This window comes from Rhodococcus sp. NPDC006774 (genome assembly GCF_040636045.1).
Lineage (GTDB): Bacteria > Actinomycetota > Actinomycetes > Mycobacteriales > Mycobacteriaceae > Rhodococcoides.
On sequence record NZ_JBEYIW010000018.1, the window covers coordinates 58,131 to 78,540 of the forward strand.

Below are 20,410 nucleotides of genomic sequence, written 5' to 3' on the forward strand. Positions count from 1 at the left end.
GGCAGTGGATGCGAGGACGCCGCGCACCAGCCAATAGGATAGCTACCTGTGACTCCCGCCGATCTTGCCGAACTGCTTCACGCGACCGCCGCGAAGGTGCTTGCCGACCGCGGCCTGGATACATCCGTACTCCCTGCGAAGCTGACCGTCGAGCGTCCCCGCAATCCCGAGCACGGCGACTACGCGACCAACGTGGCACTCCAGGTCGCGAAGAAGGCCGGAGCCAATCCCCGCGACTTCGCCGGCTGGCTCGCCGAGGCTCTCGCGGCCGACGCCGCCATCGCCGACGCCGATGTCGCGGGCCCCGGATTCCTGAACATCAGGCTGGCAGCCGCAGCGCAAGGCGAGATCGTTGCCCGCGTGCTCGCAGCAGGCGCGGCCTTCGGCAACGGTTCGTCGATGGCAGGCAAGAAGGTCAATCTCGAGTTCGTCTCGGCCAACCCGACCGGCCCGGTGCACCTCGGCGGTACCCGGTGGGCAGCCGTCGGCGATGCGCTCGGTCGAATCCTGACCGCCCACGGTGCCGAGGTCACTCGCGAGTACTACTTCAACGATCACGGCGCACAGATCGCCCGCTTCAGCCGGTCCCTGATCGCCGCGGCCAAGGGCGAACCCGCTCCGGAGAACGGCTACGCAGGCGAGTACATCGCCGAGATCGCGGAGCAGGTGCTGGCGAAGGAGCCCGAAGCGCTCGCGCTGGCCCCCGAGGCACAGGAAGAGACGTTCCGATCGATCGGCACCCAGCTGATGTTCGACCGGATCAAGGCCAATCTGCACGAGTTCGGCGTCGACTTCGACGTCTACTTCCACGAGAACTCGCTGTTCGAATCCGGATCCGTGGAGAAGTCGGTCGAGTACCTCAAGAGCTCGGGGAGCCTCTACGAGGAGGACGGTGCCTGGTGGCTGCGGTCCACCGAGTACGGCGACGACAAGGATCGTGTCGTCATCAAGAGCGACGGCAACGCCGCCTACATCGCCGGCGACATCGCCTACTTCCAAAACAAGCGGCAGCGCGGCTTCGACCTGTGCATCTACATGCTCGGAGCAGACCACCACGGCTACATCGGACGGCTCAAGGCGGCCGCAGCTGCATTCGGAGACGACCCCGCGACCGTCGAGGTGCTGATCGGCCAGATGGTCAACCTGGTGCGCGACGGCGTGGCCGTGAAGATGAGCAAGCGCGCCGGAACCGTCATCACGCTCGACGACCTGGTCGACGCCATCGGCGTCGACGCTTCTCGCTATGTCATGGTTCGGTCGTCCGTCGACTCCAGCATCGACATCGACCTCGCCCTGTGGGCGAGCGCAAGCAACGAGAACCCGGTGTACTACGTCCAGTACGCCCACGCCCGCCTGGCCTCGCTCGCGCGCAATGCCGCCGAACTGGGAATCAGCGCGGAGCAGCCGGATCTGAGCCTGCTCACCCACGAGCAGGAAGGCGAGCTGATCAGGACGATCGGCGAGTACCCACGAGTGGTGGCCAGCGCCGCCGAACTACGCGAACCACACCGGATCGCCCGCTACCTCGAAGAGCTGGCGGGGGCCTACCACCGTTTCTACGGTGCGTGTCGAGTACTTCCACAAGGAGACGAGGAGCCCGGACCTGTGAACACCGCACGACTGGCGTTGGGGAACGCGACCCGGCAGGTCCTGGCCAACGGCCTCGAACTGCTCGGGGTCAGCGCACCGGAGCGCATGTGAGCGCACATCCGGCAGGACCCAAGCATGCCGATGCCCCCTCGAAAGAGTCGATGTCCCATCGCCCGGCCGACGCGTCGGAGATGACGACGCTGCCCGAGCAGGTGTGGCCCCGCAACGCCGAGCGCGGTGAGGACGGAACCGTCCGTCTCGCCGGAGTGTCGGTCACCGATCTCGCGGAGCAGTACGGCACACCGTTGTTCGTCATCGACGAGGACGACTTCCGTTCGCGCTGCCGTGAGATGGCCGCCGCATTCGGGGCACCCGAACGAGTTCACTACGCCTCCAAGGCTTTCCTCTGCGGAGAGATCGCACGCTGGGTGGCCGACGAAGGTCTCTCACTCGACATCTGCTCCGGAGGCGAGCTGGCCATCGCGTTGGCTGCCGGATTCCCAGCCGACCGAATTGCCATGCACGGCAACAACAAATCGGTCGCCGAGCTCGAGGCGGGCGTGCGCGCAGGCGTCGAGCATGTGGTACTCGATTCCAACATCGAGATCGACCGTCTCGACGGCGTCGCCGGTGCGGCCGGTGTGGTGCAAGACGTTCTGATTCGCATCACCGTCGGTGTCGAGGCGCATACGCACGAGTTCATCGCCACCGCGCACGAGGATCAGAAGTTCGGCTTCTCGCTCGCCGACGGCTCGGCGCTCGAAGCTGTTCGGCGCGTGTTCGCTGCCGACAACCTTCGACTCGTCGGACTGCACAGTCACATCGGTTCGCAGATATTCGAGGTGGACGGCTTCGAGTTGGCAGCGCACAAGGTCATCGGGCTGCTGCGAGACATCGTCTCGGAGTTCGGCGTCGACAAGACGGCGCAGATCTCGACACTCGATCTCGGTGGCGGCATGGGTATTTCGTACGTGCCGAGTGATGATCCGCCGCCGGTGGAGCAGCTCGCGGCGAAGCTGACCGCCATCGTGGAGACGGAGTCCGCTGCAGTGGGTCTACCGGTCCCGACGATCGCCGTCGAGCCGGGCCGCGCCATCGCCGGACCGGGCACCGTCACGCTCTACGAGGTCGGCACGATCAAGGATGTCACCGTCGACAAGTCGACGCGCAGGCGCTACATCAGCGTCGACGGCGGCATGAGCGACAACATCCGAACCTCGCTGTACCAGGCCGAATACGACTGTCGGCTGGTCTCGCGCTCGAGCGATGCCGAGGCCGTCGTGGCTCGGGTGGTCGGAAAGCACTGCGAGAGCGGCGACATCGTCATCAAGAACACATGGATGCCGGCAGACGTCGGGCCGGGTGACCTGCTCGCGGTGGCGGCCACCGGGGCGTACTGCTACTCCATGTCCAGTCGCTACAACCTGCTGACGCGGCCCGCTGTGGTTGCGGTCAAGGATGGGCGATCGCGCCTGATCCTGCGGCGGGAAACCATCGAAGATCTGCTCAGCTTGGAGGTTCAGCCATGACATCGAAGCCGATAGGCGTCGCCGTACTCGGACTCGGAAACGTCGGCAGCGAGGTCGTTCGAATCCTCACCGAAAACGCCGAGGACTTCGAAGCGAGAATCGGTGCGCCACTGGAGATTAGGGGCATCGCTGTGCGTCGGGTCGACGGCGATCGCGGAGTTCCGGCCGAGCTGCTCACCGACGATCCGGCCGAGCTCGTCGGCCGCGACGACGTCGACATCGTCGTCGAGGTTCTCGGCGGCATCGACATTCCCCGCAAGCTGGTGCTCTCTGCCCTGGAGAAGGGTAAGTCCGTCATCACGGCGAACAAGGCCCTGCTGGCCGAGTACACCGGAGAACTGGCCGACGCGGCCGAGAAGTCGCGTGCCGACCTGTATTTCGAGGCCGCCGTGGCCGGAGCAATTCCTGTGGTTCGCCCGCTGATGCAGTCCCTCGCGGGTGACCGCGTGAACAAGGTCGCCGGCATCGTCAACGGCACCACCAACTTCATCCTCTCTGCCATGGACGAGACCGGCGCGGACTACGCCGAAACCCTCGCCGAGGCGGGGCGTCTGGGTTACGCCGAGGCCGACCCGACCGCCGACGTCGAAGGCTACGACGCTGCATCGAAGGCCGCCATCCTGGCGTCCATCGCGTTCCACACGCGAGTCACCGCCGGTGACGTCTACCGCGAGGGCATCAGCAAGATCACCTCGGACGATCTCGAGACCGCGAAATCTTTGGACTGCACTATCAAGCTGCTGGCCATCTGCGAGCGGATCGTCACGCCCAAGGGCAAGGAACGAATCTCCGCTCGGGTCTACCCCGCGCTCGTTCCGCTGAACCACCCGTTGGCATCGGTGAACGGTGCGTTCAACGCCGTGGTCGTCGAAGCAGAGGCTGCCGGACGCCTGATGTTCTACGGCCAGGGTGCAGGCGGTGCGCCGACCGCGTCCGCAGTACTCGGCGATCTGGTGATGGCCGCTCGCAACAAGTTCTACGGCGGACGAGGCCCACTCGAATCCAAGTACGCCAAGCTCAAGGTGGCCCCCATGGGTGACATCCTCACTCGCTACTACGTCAGCATGCAGGTGGCGGACAAGCCCGGCGTTCTCGCCACCGTTGCGGCCGAATTCTCCAAGCGCGACGTCAGCATCTCCACGGTGCGTCAGCAGGGCTCGGGTGACGGAGCCAGGCTCGTCGTCGTCACTCACCTCGCGGCCGACTCCGCACTGTCCGACACCGTTGCATCCCTCGAGCAGCTCGACGTCGTCGTTCACGTCGCCAGCGTTCTCCGATTGGAAGGCACCACCGTATGAGCGTCCACACCCCCTGGCCCGGTCTGATCGAGGCATACCGTTCGCGTCTGGCGATCGGCCCGGACTGGAAGACCGTCACGCTGCGCGAGGGCGGCACTCCGCTGTTGCCGGCCGGGCACCTGTCCGAACTGACCGGGTGCACAGTGCATCTGAAGGTCGAAGGCCTCAACCCCACCGGCTCCTTCAAGGACCGCGGGATGACCATGGCCGTCACCGACGCGCTCGCCCGAGGTCAGGAGGCCGTTCTCTGCGCCTCGACCGGCAACACCTCGGCCTCCGCAGCCGCCTATGCGGCCAAGGCCGGAATGAGCTGTGCCGTACTGGTTCCGCAGGGCAAGATCGCCATGGGCAAGCTCGCTCAGGCAGTCATGCACGGAGCGAAGATCATTCAGGTGCAGGGCAACTTCGACGATTGCCTCGAGCTGGCCCGCAAGACCACGGCCGAGTTCCCGACCATCGGTCTGGTCAACTCCGTCAATCCTGTTCGCATCGAAGGCCAGAAGACTGCGGCCTTCGAGATCTGTGACGCCCTCGGCGACGCACCGGACATCCATGCACTGCCGGTCGGCAACGCAGGCAACATCACCGCGTACTGGCGCGGTTACTCGGAGTACTTCCGTGACGGTCTCACCACGCGCAAGCCACGGATGCTCGGAGTCCAGGCCGCAGGCGCCGCACCTCTGGTTCACGGTGCGCCGGTGAAGGACCCGGAAACGATCGCCACTGCGATCCGGATCGGCTCGCCCGCATCCTGGAACGGTGCCGTCAACGCCAAGGAAGAATCGAACGGAGCCTTCCGCGCAGCGACCGACGAGGAGATCCTCGAGGCGTACCGATTGATCGCGAAGACCGAGGGCGTGTTCGTCGAGCCCGCTTCCGCGGCCAGTGTCGCCGGGCTCCTCGCAGCACGAAAGGAAGGCTGGCTCGAACCCGGCCTGACCGTCGTGTGCACGGTCACCGGAAACGGCCTCAAGGATCCCGACACAGCACTGTCGGGAATGCCTGTGGTGGAACCCATTTCGGTCGATCCCGTCGCTGTCGCGGCTGCGCTCGAGCTGGCCTGAGTTGACGGAATCTCCGGCCATGACGACGACACTCCCCATCGGGCTCACGGTCACCGCGCGCGTCCCGGCGTCCAGTGCCAACATCGGACCCGGATTCGACAGTCTCGGAATCGCTTTGGGGCTGTACGACGAGATCGAGGTCACGACCACCGCGTCGGGACTTCGGATTCACGTCGACGGTGAGGGTTCGGCGGACGTGCCGTGGGGCCCGACGCATCTGGTGGTGCGCGCCATCGAGCGGGGACTCGAAGCGGCCGGAGTGTGGGCCGACGGCCTGGATGTCCACTGCCGCAACGTGATTCCCCATTCGAGGGGGCTCGGTTCCTCGGCGTCGGCTGTGGTCGGGGGCCTCGCTGCCGCCAACGCGCTCGCCGCGAAAGTGGATCGGTCGCTCGCGCTGTCGGAGAGCCAGCTCGTCCAGCTGTCGTCGGAGTTCGAGGGTCATCCCGACAACGCGTCGGCGAGTTGCCTCGGCGGTGCGGTCGTGTCGTGGAGCGAACCGCCCAATGCCAGTGTGACGGCGCGGAAGTACGCAGCGGTACGGCTCGAGGTGCATCCGAGCATCAAGGTCGTCGTGCTCGTACCGTCCGAACGCTCGTCGACGTCGCACACCCGGGGACTGTTGCCCGAGTTGGTGCCCCATCGTGACGCGGCCTTCAACGTCAGCCGGAGCGCGCTCGCGGTGGTGGCACTGACCGAGCGTCCGGATCTGTTGATGTCCGCGACGGAGGACCTGCTGCATCAAGGTCAGCGCGCTCAGGCGTTACCCGACACCACTCGCTGGATCGCCACCTTGCGCGCGCGGTCCATCGCGGCGGTTGTGTCCGGCGCGGGACCGACGGTCATGGCGCTGTGCACCGAGGAGTTTCCGGCCGATCTGCGTGACGCCGCATCGGCCGAGGGGTGGCGGGTCCTCGACCTCGACGTGGCCGACGGAGTCACCGTCGCGTGACAAACGCGTCAGTAGGGTTCTTGCCGAGTGGGGACAACGGCGCTATGGTGAAACCTGTCCGTACATCGTGCGCTTCAGACGCCGGTTTCGTCAGGGCAATCAGGTCGCTGTATTCGGGGGATTCAAACGTCCGAGTGATGTGACGCTCCTGACTCGATCCTCCCCGTGGTTCTCTGCGGTCTCGGATCGATGGTGTCGTCGACGGAGTGCGTCGAACATGAACGGCAATATCCGAGCTCGGCAGAACGCCGAACTGCGGAACGAACCCTCGGCTGCGCATCGAGCGAGCGAGGGAAGGAAAGGACCTCCGTGACCGATACGGAACTTATCTCTGCGCCCGAAACGTCACGCCGACGTGCCGGCCTGTCCGGAATGGTTCTCACCGAGCTGCGCAGCCTCGCTGGTGAACTCGGCATCAAGAGCGTTTCCGGTATGCGCAAGGGCGATCTGATCGCTGCGATCTCCGAGCGGCAATCGGGCAGCGCACCGGCCAAGTCGGACGCACCGAAGTCGGACGCACCGAAGTCCGACGCACCCAGGTCGCGTCGCGCCGCTGCATCCGCGCCCGCCGAAGATCGGCCTGCAGCCGAGGCGGCACCGAAGCAGTCGGCTCCCGAAGCGCCGTCCTCGGACGCCCCCGCGGCGCAGTCGGGCGATTCTGCCGATGCGGCTCCCGAGACGGGTCGCCGGACACGCGGCCGTCGTGCCGCAGGTCGTCGCGCCGGTGCTCCCGATCAACTCCCACTCGACGACACCAACGATTCGGCCGGATCCGCTCCCGCGGCGGCCGATTCGCCCGCAGCCGCGCCGCAGACGGAGAAGCCGGACGAGACCGGCGACAACGCCGCCACCGAGCGCCCGCGCCGTAGCCGCGGCGAACGCAACCGCCAGGACGGGTCGGAACGCGAACCGCGTGACGCCGACGGCACCCGCGACAACGCGAGCCGCGACTCCGGAAACCGCAATCAGGGCGACCGGGACGGCTCCAACCGCGAGAACGGCAACCGTGACAACGGAAACCGCAATCAGGGCGACCGGGACAACTCCAACCGGGACAGCGGCGGTCGCAATCAGGGCGGTCGCAATCGCAACCAGGGCGACGGTCGCAACGACAACCGCAACGAGGATCGCAACAACGGTCCGCGTGACAACCGCGACAACAACCAGGACGACGACGGTGAAGGCCGCGGACGCCGGGGACGTCGGTTCCGCGAACGCCGTCGCGGACGTGACCGTGGCGAAGGCAACGAGGGTGGCGGTGGCCGCGAGCGCGACACCGAGATTCGCGAAGACGATGTTCTGCAGCCGGTAGCCGGCATCCTCGACGTCCTCGACAACTACGCGTTCGTCCGCACCTCCGGCTACCTCGCCGGACCCAACGACGTCTACGTCTCGATGAACCTCGTCCGCAAGAACGGCCTTCGACGCGGCGACGCGGTGACCGGCGCGGTTCGAGTGGCACGCGAAGGTGAGCAGTCGAGCCAGCGGCAGAAGTTCAACCCGCTCGTGCGTCTGGACACCGTCAACGGGGGAGAGGTCGAGGCCGCGCGCAAGCGTCCGGAATTCGGCAAGCTCACCCCGCTGTACCCCAATCAGCGACTGCGCCTCGAGACGCAGCAGAACATCCTGACCACGCGCATCATCGACCTGGTGATGCCGATCGGCAAGGGTCAGCGCGCGCTCATCGTCAGCCCGCCGAAGGCTGGTAAGACAAGCGTTCTGCAGGCCATCGCCAACGCGATCGCCATCAACAATCCCGAGTGCTACCTGATGGTCATCCTCGTCGACGAGCGTCCCGAGGAAGTGACGGACATGCAGCGCTCCGTCAAGGGCGAGGTCATCGCGTCGACGTTCGACCGGCCGCCGGGCGACCACACCGCGGTGGCCGAGTTGGCGATCGAGCGGGCGAAGCGTCTGGTCGAAGCCGGCCAGGACGTGGTGGTTCTGCTCGACTCGATCACCCGTCTGGGACGCGCGTACAACAACAGCTCGCCCGCATCGGGCCGAATCCTGTCCGGTGGTGTCGACTCGACGGCTCTGTACCCGCCGAAACGATTCCTCGGCGCGGCTCGAAACATCGAGCACGGTGGATCGTTGACGATCATCGCCACGGCCATGGTCGAAACCGGATCCACCGGCGACACCGTGATCTTCGAGGAGTTCAAGGGCACCGGTAACGCCGAGCTCAAGCTCGATCGCAAGATCGCCGAACGCCGCGTGTTCCCGGCAGTGGACATCAACCCGTCGAGCACCCGTCACGACGAGTTGCTCCTCGCTCCCGACGAGGCTGCCGTTGTGCACAAGCTGCGTCGCGTGTTGTCCGGACTGGACTCGCATCAGGCCATCGACCTGCTGGTCGACCGCCTGAAGAAGAGCAAGAACAACCTCGAGTTCCTGATGGAAGTCTCCAAGACTGCGCCGGGCGGGACGAACGACTGACAGTTGTTCCCCGGATCTTTCGTCCGGGGAACAAGCCGACAGGTGCGCGCGTTGTAAGCATCTGTCGGCACAGAAGTACCGGCGATTAGCAGGTCAGATGCACGCTCTGGCATAATCAACGGCCGAGTCCGGTTCCGGTTCACGTCTTCGATCGGCGAAGACGACCCGGCGACCACTAGAGAGAACGGTAAGGACACCATGAAGGCAGGAATTCACCCCGACTACACACTGACGACAGTCGTCTGTGGTTGCGGCAATACTTTCGAGACCCGAAGCACCACCGACAAAGAGCGCATCAGCGTCGAGGTCTGCTCGCAGTGCCACCCCTTCTACACCGGCAAGCAGAAGATTCTCGACACCGGCGGCCGCGTCGCTCGCTTCGAGGCTCGCTACGGCAAGCGCGCCGGCAAGAAGGCCGACGCAGACAGCTAGCTGTTTCGCCGACGCCCGTCCTGTGCATCACAGGACGGGCGTCGGCTTTTTTGTGTCCACATCCAGTTGCACCGGCGTTCGAGAGTGAGTCATCAACATGGCGAGAACAGACAAGCCTTCGGCCATCGACGACATCCTCGCCGAACACTCCGGGCTCGAGCAGCAACTCGCCGATCCAGCTCTGCACAACGATCCCTCGGCTGCCCGCAGAGCAGGCAAGAGATTCGCCGAACTGGCCCCCATCATGTCCGCGCACACCAAGCTGACTTCCGCGCAGGACGACCTCGAAGCCGCGCGTGAGTTGGCGGCCGACGATTCGTCGTTCGCGTCCGAGATTCCCGACCTCGAGGCGACGGTGGTGCAGCTCGAGCAGACTCTGACCGACTTGCTGGCTCCCCGTGACCCGCACGACGGCGACGACATCGTGATGGAGGTCAAGTCGGGTGAGGGCGGCGAGGAATCGGCGCTCTTCGCGGCCGATCTCGCACGGATGTACGTGCGCTACGCGGAACGCCGTGGATGGCGTGTCGAGGTTCTCGACGCCAACGTCTCGGACCTCGGCGGATACAAGGACGCGACGCTGTCGATCAAGACCAAGGATCCTCTCGACGGCGTGTGGGCGCGGTTGAAGTTCGAGGGCGGCGTCCACCGCGTGCAGCGGGTGCCGGTCACCGAATCGCAGGGACGCGTGCACACCTCTGCGGCCGGAATCCTGGTGTATCCCGAACCGGACGAGGTCGAAGAGGTTCAGATCGACGAGACCGATCTGCGCATCGACGTGTATCGCTCATCCGGCAAGGGCGGCCAGGGCGTCAACACCACCGACTCCGCAGTCCGGCTCACGCACCTTCCCACGGGCATCGTGGTCACCTGCCAGAACGAGCGCTCGCAGCTGCAGAACAAGGCGCGTGCGATGCAGGTTCTCGCCGCTCGCCTGCAGGCGGCCGCAGAGGAAGCGGCCAACGAAGAGGCCTCGGCCGGACGAGCCAGCCAGGTGCGTACCGTCGACCGCTCGGAGCGGATCAGAACCTACAACTTCCCCGAGAACCGCATCACGGACCACCGCATCGGGTTCAAGGCGCACAACCTCGACGCCCTGCTCGACGGCGAAATGGATGCGTTGCTCGACGCGCTGGCCAAGGCGGACCGCGACGCGCGCATGCAAGCAGAGTAGCTGCGGCACAGAGCTTTACAGATTTCGCCGGGCTTATTCACCGATCGGTGCGATACCCTGGCGGCCAGGTTCGACCCCGTAACAGCGCCCGAGAGGCACACCAGACATGAACCAGGCCCTGACTCCCGCAGGCGAGAACGCCGTGTCCGAGCTGTCGTCGCGCTACGGCGTCTCGACCGATGCCGTCCGCACGATGCTCGATGCCGTCAACAACGGCCGCGGCACCATGGCTCAGTTCAACATCCCTGAGCTCGGCGGCAGTGGGCAGTGGATGCGCGGCGGAATGACCATGGTGGGCAACATGTTCGATCACGGACTCAAGAGCCGGGTCGACGGCCTCTGTCGAGACCTGTCTGCAGTGCTGGCGCAGCATCAGGTGTACCCGCCCAGAGAAACCGGTGGCAGCTCGTACGGCGGCGGCTCGTGGTGGCCGTCGGAACTCGGTGCGCCGAGCTCGAGCGGTGGTCAGAACGGCTCGCAGTACGCGGTGTTCCCGGGATCTCGACGCCTCGCCGTGTCGGCAGGCGGTGAAGTGGCCGTCTACGACACTCTCGATCACTCCATCGGCGGAGTCCAGCAACAGCAGGGCGGTGGACCGGGCTCGCTCGAGTTCACCAGCCAGTACGGCACGTTCACCGCAGGCAGCCTGCCTCGCGTCGACCAACCGTCGAGCGGAACGAACTCGCAGAACCGGTCGACGCCGCAATCCGCTCCGCAGACCTACGCGCAACCGTCCTCGTCGCAGCAGTCTCCGCAGTCCTCGAACCAGTCGCCTCGGAGCAACCCGTCAGGCGTGGACATCTCCGACATCACGGCGGCGATCGAGGCTCTCGCAGGTCTGCACGCGAAGGGCTTCCTCACCGACGACGAGTTCTACGCCAAGAAGTCGGAGTTGCTGGGACGCGTGTGACCGGGTTGTCGGTGGCTCGTGGCAGTCTGTACGGGTGAGCCGCAAGCCGTTACGTCTGGCCATCCTCGAAGCAACGTCGATGCTCGATGCTGCCGGTGTGCCGAGCCCGCGGGTCGATGCGGAACTGCTCGCTGCACACCTCGTCGGCGTGGACCGCGGCCGTCTCGGTCTGGTTCCTCTCGTCGAACCCGAGGTTGTCGAGGCGTACTTCCGAACCGTCGAGCAGCGCGCGAAACGTATTCCGCTGCAATACATCACGGGAACGACCTCGCTGGGCAACATCGACGTCGAAGTGGGGCCGGGCGTGTTCGTGCCCCGGCCGGAAACCGAATTGTTGTTGGCCTGGGCTCTGGCGTTCCTCGAGAACGTCGACCACCACCCGCCGGTGGTTCTCGATCTGTGCACGGGCTCGGGCGCATTGGCACTGGCGATCGCCAACGCTCGGCCGGACGCCGTCGTCCATGCCGTCGAGCTCGACCCGTCGGCATTGGCGTGGGCTCGGCGCAATGCGGACTTGCGCAGCGGCCACGGCGATACCCCGATCACACTGCACCACGGCGATGTCACGGCTCGAGATCTGTTGACCGAACTCGACGGTGCAGTCGACATGATCGTCGCCAACCCGCCCTACATTCCGGAGGGGGCAGACCTCGATCCCGAGGTGATCGATCACGATCCGCACATGGCGCTGTTCGGCGGTTCGGACGGCCTGTCGGTCATCGAACCGATGATCGGCAACATCGCCCGTTGGCTTCGGATCGGCGGCGGCGTCGCCATCGAACACGACGACTCCAATGGCAGCGAGGTGGCGGCGCTGCTCTCTCGGCGACGCGTGTTCACCGAGGTCACCGCGCATCCGGATCTGGCGGGTAGGCCCCGGTTCGTCGTTGCAGCACGGGCACAGTCGGCCCAGGCCTGACGACGGGAACGGCAGGCGGGCGACACCTGACATCACTTCGTTATCGAAGGTGGAAGGATAGGTGCCGTGAGTACCGTCTACGACTGCCGTGAAGCCGACGCGCGCGCTGCCGGATTGACCGCTGCCCGCGGTGCCCTCAAGTCCGGCCGACTCGTCGTCATGCCTACCGACACCCTGTACGGGATCGCCGCCGATGCATTCGACGGCAGCGCTGTCACCGATCTGCTGCGAGCCAAGGGCAGGGGACGCGATATGCCGGTTCCCGTGCTCGTCGGTTCGTGGAACACCATCGACGGCCTGGTCCAGAGTGTCCGGCCACGCACCCGAGACCTGATACGCGCCTTCTGGCCCGGCGCACTGAGCATCGTCGTGCAGCAGGCTCCATCCCTGGCCTGGGATCTGGGCGACGCTCAGGGCACCGTGATGTTGCGGATGCCGCTGCACCCGGTTGCGCTCGAGCTGTTGCGCGAGGTCGGCCCGCTCGCGGTGTCCAGTGCCAACATCTCCGGCAGTCCACCCGCCACCACCGTCACGGAGGCTCGGGATCAACTCGGCGGCTCGGCCGCGGTCTACCTGGACGGGGGACCGGCCGATCACGCGGTGGCGTCGACCATCGTCGATCTGACGAGCGATCGAGCACGAATTCTGCGGGTCGGTGCCATTCCCACCGAGAAGATTGCCGAGGTTCTCGGTGTCACCGCCGAAAGCCTGGTCCCGGGAGCGTCCTGACATGCCCGTCCGTGCCGCATGAGTGTCGAGTTGCTGGCCCAGTCGAATCTGGGGGCAGGTGTTCCCATTCGGGAGCTACTGCTGGTCTTTCTCACTGCCGCCGTCGTCACGTTCTTCGCTACCGGGGGAGTCCGAGTGGCGGCGATCAAGTTCGGTGCTGTTGCTGTTCCCCGCGATCGTGACGTCCACGTGCAGGCCACCCCGAGGCTCGGGGGAGTGGGCATCTACGTGGGCATGCTCGCCGCCCTGCTGTTCGCGTCGCAGCTGCCTGCCCTCGCCCGGGGTTTCGACGTCGCCTACAACCGCGACATTCCGGCCGCGCTGGTTGCCGGCTTCGTGATCGTGCTGGTCGGTGTCATCGACGACCGGTGGGGTCTGGATGCGCTGACCAAGTTCGTCGGCCAGGTGACGGCGGCCGGAGTCCTCGTCATCATGGGCGTCAGCTGGGTCGTGCTCTACCAGCCGTGGGGAGGCGAGCCCGGTCAACCGGGTAGCACCCTGGTGCTCGACCAACTGCAAGCCGGACTGGTGACCGTGCTGATCACCGTCGTGATCGTCAATGCGATGAACTTCGTCGACGGACTGGACGGGCTGGCGGCCGGCCTCGGGCTCATTTCCTCGGTGGCGATCTGCATCTTCTCGGTGGGGTTGCTGCAGGAGCAGGGGGGAGACGTCGGCGTCTACCCACCGGCGCTGATCGCAGCGGCGCTGGCGGGCGCGTGCCTGGGGTTTCTGCCACACAACTTTCAACCCGCTCGCATCTTCATGGGCGATTCGGGATCGATGCTCATCGGTCTGACGCTCGCCACGATCTCGACCAGTGCGTCCGGGCGGATCCCGCTGACGGCGTACGGCCCGCGCGATCTGCTGGGTCTACTGTCGCCGCTTCTGCTGGTCGGCGCTGTGATGCTCATCCCGATTCTGGACCTGCTGCTGGCTGTCATTCGCCGCACCCGGGCCGGACGGAGTCCCTTCAGCCCCGACAAGATGCACCTGCACCATCGGCTGCTGCAGATCGGCCATTCGCATCGGCGAGTGGTGTTGGTGATCTACCTGTGGGTCGGTGTCCTCGCCTTCGGGGCAGTCGGGTCGTCTCTGTTGGACCGCCGAATAGTGGTGCTCCTGGTCGCAGCGGGTCTGGTGTTCGCACTGGTCGTGACAGCTGTACCCACCTTGAGGGTGGACCGATCGCATGGCTCGGAACCGCGAAGCGCTCGACGGGGCGGCTGATCCCGTCCGCTGGTCCCGGCCGCGTCCTGGGTACCCTCGACAACTGTGACCTTCACTCCTCAGTCCATGCCCGACCAATTCGCGCCGCTTCGCGCCGCAGTTCGATACGGACTCATCGGACTGGTGGTACTGACGGTGGTGTGCGTCGGAATCTCCGTCGCCGCGGCCGGCACGCCCGGCTTGTGGGGATCGCTCATCGGCGTGGCCATCGGCGGCGGCTTTGTCATCACGACGGCCCTGTCGGTTGCGCTCACCACCCGTTTTCCTGCTTCGGCCGTCGGAGCGCTGCTGCTCGGCGGTTGGCTGGTGAAGATGGTCATCGCGCTGATCGTGCTGGTCGCACTCAAGGACGCCGACTTCTACAACCGCTACTCGTTGGGGCTGACCATCCTGGGAGCTCTCGTCGTCGTGCTCGGCGCCGAGGTCTTCGGGGTCGTCAAGACGAAGGTCGCCTACGTGGACAGCGTTCCCGGCGAGGCCAAGACCGACGATCTGTAGTACGACAAGCTGTCGTAATCGGTTAAGCTGAGGGCCGCCTACACAACGTCGTAGTTCTGTTGATAAAGTTTGCATCAAGCGGTGGGCAAGACTGGGACGAAAGAGACTTTTTCCCTGGACTGGACCCCCGCAGGTAGCAGTCAGCGTGAGCTTCCTTACAGTAGGCCCGGAGTCATCGACTTCGGCAACGTAAGGTTCCGCCCTGAGAGTTGCCGAGTCGACGTGAGTCGCCGACACCCGACAGACGCTTGGCCGATGAAGACCGGGCCTCAGCCTCTGACGATTGCGAGCCGATTTTCGTCGACTTGATAGATCGTCATTGTCCGATCGAACCGCAGTCGCTACCGGCTGCGGCCCGAACACGGGAGAGACCGCTGAGCGTCACCACCCTGGCTGCGGAATACAGTCCGCCGTCACTATCCGATTTCTTTCCTCCCGCGGTGCTGTTCGAGGGGACCCCGTTCGAGCTCGACAGGCTGATGCTCATCCGCATCCTGATGTCGGCGATTCTGATCATCTTCATGGTGGTTGCCCTCCGCAGCCCGAAGATCGTTCCGCGTGGTCTTCAGAACGTCGGAGAGATCGCTCTCGATTTCGTTCGGATCCACGTCGCAGAAGATGTGCTCGGTAAAGAACAGGGTCGTCGGTTCCTGCCCGTCATCATGACCATCTTCTTCACTGTGTTCGCGGTGAACGCGAGCGCCGTCATTCCGTTTCTGAACATCTCGTCGAATGCCCGCATCGGTCTACCGATCGTGCTCGCCGCGGTTGCGTACGTCGCGTTCATCTACGCAGGTGTCAAGAAGTTCGGCGTCGGGAAGTTCGTCAAGGGCACCATCGTCATCCCGGGCATTCCGCCTGCGATGCACGTGCTGCTGATCCCGCTGGAGTTCGTCTCGAACTTCGTACTGCGTCCGTTCACACTGACGGTGCGTCTGCTCGCCAACATGCTGGCCGGCCACATCATGCTCGTGCTGTTCTTCAGCGCGACCCAGTTCTTCCTCTTCGAGGCGTCGGCCGGGCTGAAGATCTTCGCAGCACCCTCGCTCATCATGGGCTTCTTGTTCACGATGTTCGAGATGCTGGTGATCTTCCTCCAGGCCTACATTTTCGCGCTGCTCACGGCGATCTACATCGATCTGTCGCTGCACGCCGACTCGCACTGACCGACCAACTGACCGAACCAGCTACACCGCCACCTCCGACACCCGGATGTGGACCGAAGAAAGGGAACGGAAAACCCAATGAGCCTTGAAGTTCTGGCCCAGGCGCAGGAAATCACCGCTAGCGGATACGGTGCCATCGGCTACGGCCTCGCAGCTATCGGCGGCGGCATCGGCCTCGGCCTGGTCGTCGCCAAGAACATGGAAGCAACCGCTCGTCAGCCCGAGCTGGCCGGTCAGCTCCGTACCACCATGTTCCTCGGCATCGCATTCACCGAGTCCCTCGCCCTGATCGGCCTCGTCGCCGGCTTCATTCTCTGAGAGCGCGATGACAAACGCGATTACGTTGCTGGCGGCGGAGGGGGAGGAATACAACCCTCTTCTGCCCGCAACCTACGACATCGTTTGGTCGATCGTCTGTGTCGCGGCAATCGGCTTCCTCTTCTGGAAGTACGTGGTGCCGCGCTTCACCAAGGTTCTCGCTGAGCGTTCCGAGCTCATCGAAGGCGGAATCAAGAAGGCCGAAGAGGCACAGGCAGAAGCCAAGGCTGCACTCGAGCAGTACCACGCTCAGCTGGCCGACGCCCGTTCCGAGGCCGCGCAGATCCGCGAGGAAGCGCGCACCCAGGGACAGGCGATTCTCGCCGAGATGAAGGAAAAGGCGCAGGAAGAAAGCGACCGGATCGTGGCCGCAGGTCACAATCAGCTCGTTGCTCAGCGTCAGCAGATCGTCACCGAGCTTCGGGGAGATCTGGGACGCACGGCCGTCGAACTCGCTGAGAAGGTCATCGGAGAGCAGTTGTCCGACGACGCGAAGCGTTCCAGTTCGATCGATCGCTTCCTCAACGAGTTGGATTCCGTCACCGCGGACTCCGCATCCGGAAAGTGAGTCGAACCATGTACGCAACTTCTCGTGAGGCACTCGCCCGCACGCGGTCGGTTGCCCACGAAGCTCTGGGGTCCGCGTCGGCAGGCGAGGCAACAGCCGTCGCTGCTCAGACCGGTGCCGAGTTGTTCGCCGTCGTCGAGACTCTCGACGCGCAGCGCACGTTGCGTACCGCTCTCGCCGATTCGTCGGTCGAGGGCGTTCGGCGAAGCGATCTGGCCGGAGAGGTCTTCTCCGGCCAGGTGTCGAGTGCAACGGCGACGATCGTCAAGGCCGCTGCCGGAGAAAGCTGGTCCACCGCTCGCGACCTGCTGAACTCGCTGGTCGAGCTGGGACGTGAAGCTCTGCTTCGCGCCGCGGCCGATCAGGATCAGCTGGACACGGTCGAGGACGAACTGTTCCGACTGGGGCGGATCGTGGCGGCCAACCCGCAGCTCGAGCAGGCCCTGTCGGATCGCTCGAAGCCTTCGCAGGCCAAGCGTGAACTGCTCGGTCGCCTGCTCTACGGCAAGGTCACCGCGGTCACCGAGGCGCTCGCAGTTCAGGCTGTGACGCGTCCACGGAAGGCGGCTCCCGCCGACGTACTGAACGGACTGGCCGACCTGGCCGCCGAACAGCGCGACCGCGCGGTTGCACACGTCCGCAGCGCAGCCCCACTGAGCGACAGTCAGCTCGAGAAGCTGACGGCAACCTTGACCCGCACGTACGGCAAGCAGGTCACGGTGCATGTAGAGGTCGATACCGAACTGCTCAGCGGACTTGTCGTTCGTATCGGCGACGAGGTCATCGACGGTAGCGGGGCAGGCCGCCTCGCTGCATTGCGAAAGACGCTCAAATAGTCCGACACGGACACAGTAACGAGAAGAAGCGTCTCGACTTTCGAGACATTTCACCCCGCGATCATTTGAAGGAAGAGCAGGAAACACTATGGCGGAGCTGACGATCTCCTCCGACGAGATCCGTAGCGCGATCGATAACTTCACCGCGAGCTACTCACCGGAGTCTTCCCGCGAGGAGGTCGGCACGGTTACGGACACGAGCGACGGAATCGCCCACGTGTCCGGATTGCCGTCGGCGATGTCCAACGAACTCCTGGAATTCCCCGGCGGAGTTCTCGGTGTCGCGCTGAACCTGGATGCCACCGAAATCGGTGCCGTCATCCTCGGTGACTACGAGCACATCGAAGAAGGCCAGGAAGTCAAGCGCACCGGAGACGTGCTGTCGGTCCCCGTGGGCGACGGCTACCTCGGTCGCGTCGTGGACCCCCTGGGCAAGCCCATCGACGGCCTCGGCGACATCGAGTCCTCCGAGACCCGCGCCCTCGAACTGCAGGCTGCCTCGGTGCTCGAGCGTCAGCCCGTCGAGGAGCCGCTGCAGACCGGTATCAAGGCGATCGACGCCATGACCCCGATCGGCCGCGGCCAGCGTCAGCTCATCATCGGCGACCGCAAGACCGGCAAGACCGCGGTCTGCATCGACGCGATCCTGAACCAGAAGGCCAACTGGGAGAGCGGTGACGAGAAGAAGCAGGTTCGCTGCATCTACGTCGCCATCGGCCAGAAGGGCTCCACGATCGCAGGCGTCAAGGCTGCACTCGAAGAGCAGGGCGCACTCGAATACACGACCATCGTCGCGGCTCCCGCGTCCGATTCGGCCGGCTTCAAGTGGCTCGCCCCGTACACCGGCTCGGCCATCGGCCAGCACTGGATGTACCAGCGCAAGCACGTCCTCATCGTGTTCGACGACCTGACCAAGCAGGCCGAGGCGTACCGCGCCATCTCGCTGCTGCTGCGTCGTCCGCCGGGCCGCGAGGCATACCCCGGTGACGTCTTCTACTTGCACTCCCGTCTGCTGGAGCGTTCGGCGAAGCTGTCCGACGAGCTCGGTGGCGGATCGTTGACGGCTCTGCCGATCATCGAGACCAAGGCCAACGACGTCTCGGCGTACATCCCGACCAACGTCATCTCCATCACCGACGGTCAGGTCTTCCTGGAGTCGGACCTGTTCAACAAGGGCGTCCGTCCCGCTATCAACGTCGGCATCTCGGTGTCCCGAGTCGGCGGCGCGGCACAGACCAAGGGCATGAAGAAGGTCTCCGGATCTCTTCGCCTCGAGCTCGCTCAGTTCCGCGAGCTGGAAGCCTTCTCGGCGTTCGCTTCCGACCTCGACGCGGCCTCCAAGGCGCAGCTCGAGCGTGGCGCACGTCTGGTCGAGCTGCTCAAGCAGGATCAGTACGCCCCGGTTGCCGTCGAAGATCAGATCGTCTCGATCTGGCTGGCCGGCCAGGGTACGTACGACTCGGTGCCCGTCGGCGACGTGCGTCGCTTCGAGACCGAACTGCTCGAGGATCTGCACCGCAACGCCAGCGGCGTCTACGACAGCATCGCCGGTGGCAAGGCCCTCGACGAGGACAACCAGAAGGCGCTGACCGAGGCGACCGAGAAGTTCAAGGCCGGATTCGTGGACTCGGACGGCAACCGCGTCGTCAACGAGGCCGAGGCAGACACTCTGAACGCCGACGAGGTCAGCCAGGAACAGGTCAACGTCACTCGCAAGACAGTCAGCAAGTAGGCCTGCGATGACAGGTGACAAGACGAGCACAGAAGGGAGCGTGAACAGCTAGATGGCAAGCATTCTCGAGCTTCGCTCCCGCATCAAGTCGGTCAACTCGACCAAGAAGATCACCAAGGCACAAGAGTTGATCGCGACATCGCGAATCACCAAGGCTCAGGCCCGCGTTGCCGCATCGAAGCCGTATGCGGAAGAGATCACCAAGGTCCTCTCCGCGTTGGCGAGTGCATCGAGCTCGCTCGATCACCCGTTGCTCAACGAGCGACCCGAGCCCAAGCGTGCCGCAGTTCTGGTCGTGACCAGCGACCGCGGTATGTGCGGCGGCTACAACTCCAACGTGCTCAAGGAGACGGAGGAGCTGTTCCAGCTTCTCCGTTCCGAGGGCAAGGATCCGGTCATCTACGTTCTGGGCGCAAAAGGCCTGGGCTACTACACATTCCGCGAGCGGGACGTGAAGGGTGCCTGGACCGGCTTCTCTCAGGAGCCCGGATACGCCGACGCGGCCAAGGCCAGTAGGCACCTGGTCGAGCTGTTCATGGCCGGCTCGGGCACCGAGGTCGACGCTCCCAACGGTGAAGGCACCGTCGAGGGCGTGGACGAGTTGCACATCGTCTACACCCGCTTCGTGTCGATGCTCACGCAGAAGCCCGAAGTTCGCCGTATGGCACCGCTCGAGATCTCGTACACCGACGAGGAATTCGAGATGGGTGCAGACGCGTTGAGCGACTCGCCGACCGCAGATGTGCAGGCACAGTACGAGTTCGAGCCGGAAGCGGGAACCCTGCTCTCGGCGCTGCTGCCCAAGTACATCAGCACCAGGATCTATGCGTCGTTGCTCGATGCAGCAGCGTCGGAGTCCGCGGCGCGTCGTACCGCCATGAAGGCAGCGACGGACAACGCGAACGAATTGGTCGAGACCTTGAGCCGTCAGGCCAACCAGGCTCGGCAGGCCCAGATCACCCAGGAAATCAGCGAAATCGTCGGTGGCGCCAACGCGTTGGCCGACAGCGCAGGAAGTGACTAAGC

19 protein-coding genes are annotated in these 20,410 nt (G+C 64.9%); all 19 read left to right on the plus strand.

The window, feature by feature from the left end:
• The first annotated feature begins 48 nt into the window (after positions 1–48).
• The 19 genes from argS to ABZ677_RS22145 all read left to right on the plus strand — a co-directional run bounded on the left by argS (position 49) and on the right by ABZ677_RS22145 (position 20,408).
• A complete protein-coding gene (gene argS, locus ABZ677_RS22055) occupies positions 49–1,701 on the plus strand; it encodes an arginine--tRNA ligase (protein WP_037193394.1) in 1,653 nt (550 codons plus the stop codon).
• The gene (gene lysA, locus ABZ677_RS22060) at positions 1,698–3,119 is read left to right on the plus strand and encodes a diaminopimelate decarboxylase (RefSeq protein ID WP_094741410.1); all 1,422 of its coding nucleotides are present in this window, start codon (positions 1,698–1,700) and stop codon (positions 3,117–3,119) included. The genes argS and lysA overlap by 4 nt, the downstream gene beginning before the upstream one ends.
• Entirely contained in the window at positions 3,116–4,417 is a 1,302-nt protein-coding gene (locus ABZ677_RS22065) for a homoserine dehydrogenase (protein WP_037193392.1), read from the plus strand. The genes lysA and ABZ677_RS22065 overlap by 4 nt, the downstream gene beginning before the upstream one ends.
• Positions 4,414–5,481, plus strand: coding sequence for a threonine synthase (thrC, locus tag ABZ677_RS22070; protein ID WP_027497914.1), 1,068 nt, complete (start codon positions 4,414–4,416; stop codon positions 5,479–5,481). The genes ABZ677_RS22065 and thrC overlap by 4 nt, the downstream gene beginning before the upstream one ends.
• A 19-nt stretch (positions 5,482–5,500) precedes the next feature.
• Positions 5,501–6,433 carry a homoserine kinase gene (gene thrB / locus ABZ677_RS22075; protein ID WP_094632791.1) on the plus strand — a complete coding sequence of 311 codons (933 nt, stop codon included), beginning with the start codon at positions 5,501–5,503 and terminating at the stop codon, positions 6,431–6,433.
• Between the two features lie 309 nt (positions 6,434–6,742).
• Entirely contained in the window at positions 6,743–8,872 is a 2,130-nt protein-coding gene (gene rho, locus ABZ677_RS22080) for a transcription termination factor Rho (protein WP_358373260.1), read from the plus strand.
• Between the two features lie 198 nt (positions 8,873–9,070).
• Complete coding sequence (gene rpmE / locus ABZ677_RS22085; protein ID WP_008715081.1) at positions 9,071–9,304, plus strand: 50S ribosomal protein L31; 234 nt, start codon at positions 9,071–9,073, stop codon at positions 9,302–9,304.
• A gap of 97 nt (positions 9,305–9,401) precedes the next feature.
• Positions 9,402–10,478: a peptide chain release factor 1 gene (gene prfA / locus ABZ677_RS22090; RefSeq protein ID WP_037193389.1), complete on the plus strand. Its 1,077-nt coding sequence runs from the start codon at positions 9,402–9,404 to the stop codon at positions 10,476–10,478.
• Positions 10,479–10,584: 106 nt separating this feature from the next.
• On the plus strand, positions 10,585–11,388 hold the full coding sequence (locus ABZ677_RS22095) for an SHOCT domain-containing protein (protein WP_358373264.1): 804 nt from the start codon (positions 10,585–10,587) through the stop codon (positions 11,386–11,388).
• 34 nt (positions 11,389–11,422) lie between these two features.
• Positions 11,423–12,307 carry a peptide chain release factor N(5)-glutamine methyltransferase gene (gene prmC, locus ABZ677_RS22100; protein ID WP_358373267.1) on the plus strand — a complete coding sequence of 295 codons (885 nt, stop codon included), beginning with the start codon at positions 11,423–11,425 and terminating at the stop codon, positions 12,305–12,307.
• A 66-nt stretch (positions 12,308–12,373) separates the two neighbouring features.
• Entirely contained in the window at positions 12,374–13,036 is a 663-nt protein-coding gene (locus tag ABZ677_RS22105) for an L-threonylcarbamoyladenylate synthase (protein ID WP_037193386.1), read from the plus strand.
• Between the two features lie 18 nt (positions 13,037–13,054).
• A complete protein-coding gene (locus ABZ677_RS22110; RefSeq protein ID WP_037193385.1) occupies positions 13,055–14,266 on the plus strand; it encodes an MraY family glycosyltransferase in 1,212 nt (403 codons plus the stop codon).
• 66 nt (positions 14,267–14,332) lie between these two features.
• Positions 14,333–14,764 carry a hypothetical protein gene (locus tag ABZ677_RS22115; RefSeq protein ID WP_052047885.1) on the plus strand — a complete coding sequence of 144 codons (432 nt, stop codon included), beginning with the start codon at positions 14,333–14,335 and terminating at the stop codon, positions 14,762–14,764.
• Positions 14,765–15,153: 389 nt separating this feature from the next.
• Positions 15,154–15,930 carry a F0F1 ATP synthase subunit A gene (gene atpB, locus ABZ677_RS22120; RefSeq protein WP_094632788.1) on the plus strand — a complete coding sequence of 259 codons (777 nt, stop codon included), beginning with the start codon at positions 15,154–15,156 and terminating at the stop codon, positions 15,928–15,930.
• A 78-nt stretch (positions 15,931–16,008) separates the two neighbouring features.
• Positions 16,009–16,248: an ATP synthase F0 subunit C gene (locus ABZ677_RS22125; protein WP_008715092.1), complete on the plus strand. Its 240-nt coding sequence runs from the start codon at positions 16,009–16,011 to the stop codon at positions 16,246–16,248.
• 7 nt (positions 16,249–16,255) lie between these two features.
• Entirely contained in the window at positions 16,256–16,816 is a 561-nt protein-coding gene (locus ABZ677_RS22130) for a F0F1 ATP synthase subunit B (RefSeq protein WP_032393521.1), read from the plus strand.
• An 8-nt stretch (positions 16,817–16,824) separates the two neighbouring features.
• Positions 16,825–17,652, plus strand: a complete 828-nt coding sequence (locus ABZ677_RS22135) for a F0F1 ATP synthase subunit delta (RefSeq protein ID WP_094614644.1) — start codon at positions 16,825–16,827, stop codon at positions 17,650–17,652.
• Between the two features lie 88 nt (positions 17,653–17,740).
• Positions 17,741–19,384 (plus strand): F0F1 ATP synthase subunit alpha, encoded by a 1,644-nt coding sequence (gene atpA, locus ABZ677_RS22140; protein ID WP_358373273.1) that lies wholly within the window; start codon positions 17,741–17,743, stop codon positions 19,382–19,384.
• 52 nt (positions 19,385–19,436) lie between these two features.
• The gene (locus ABZ677_RS22145) at positions 19,437–20,408 is read left to right on the plus strand and encodes a F0F1 ATP synthase subunit gamma (RefSeq protein ID WP_037193379.1); all 972 of its coding nucleotides are present in this window, start codon (positions 19,437–19,439) and stop codon (positions 20,406–20,408) included.
• Positions 20,409–20,410 lie beyond the last annotated feature (2 nt).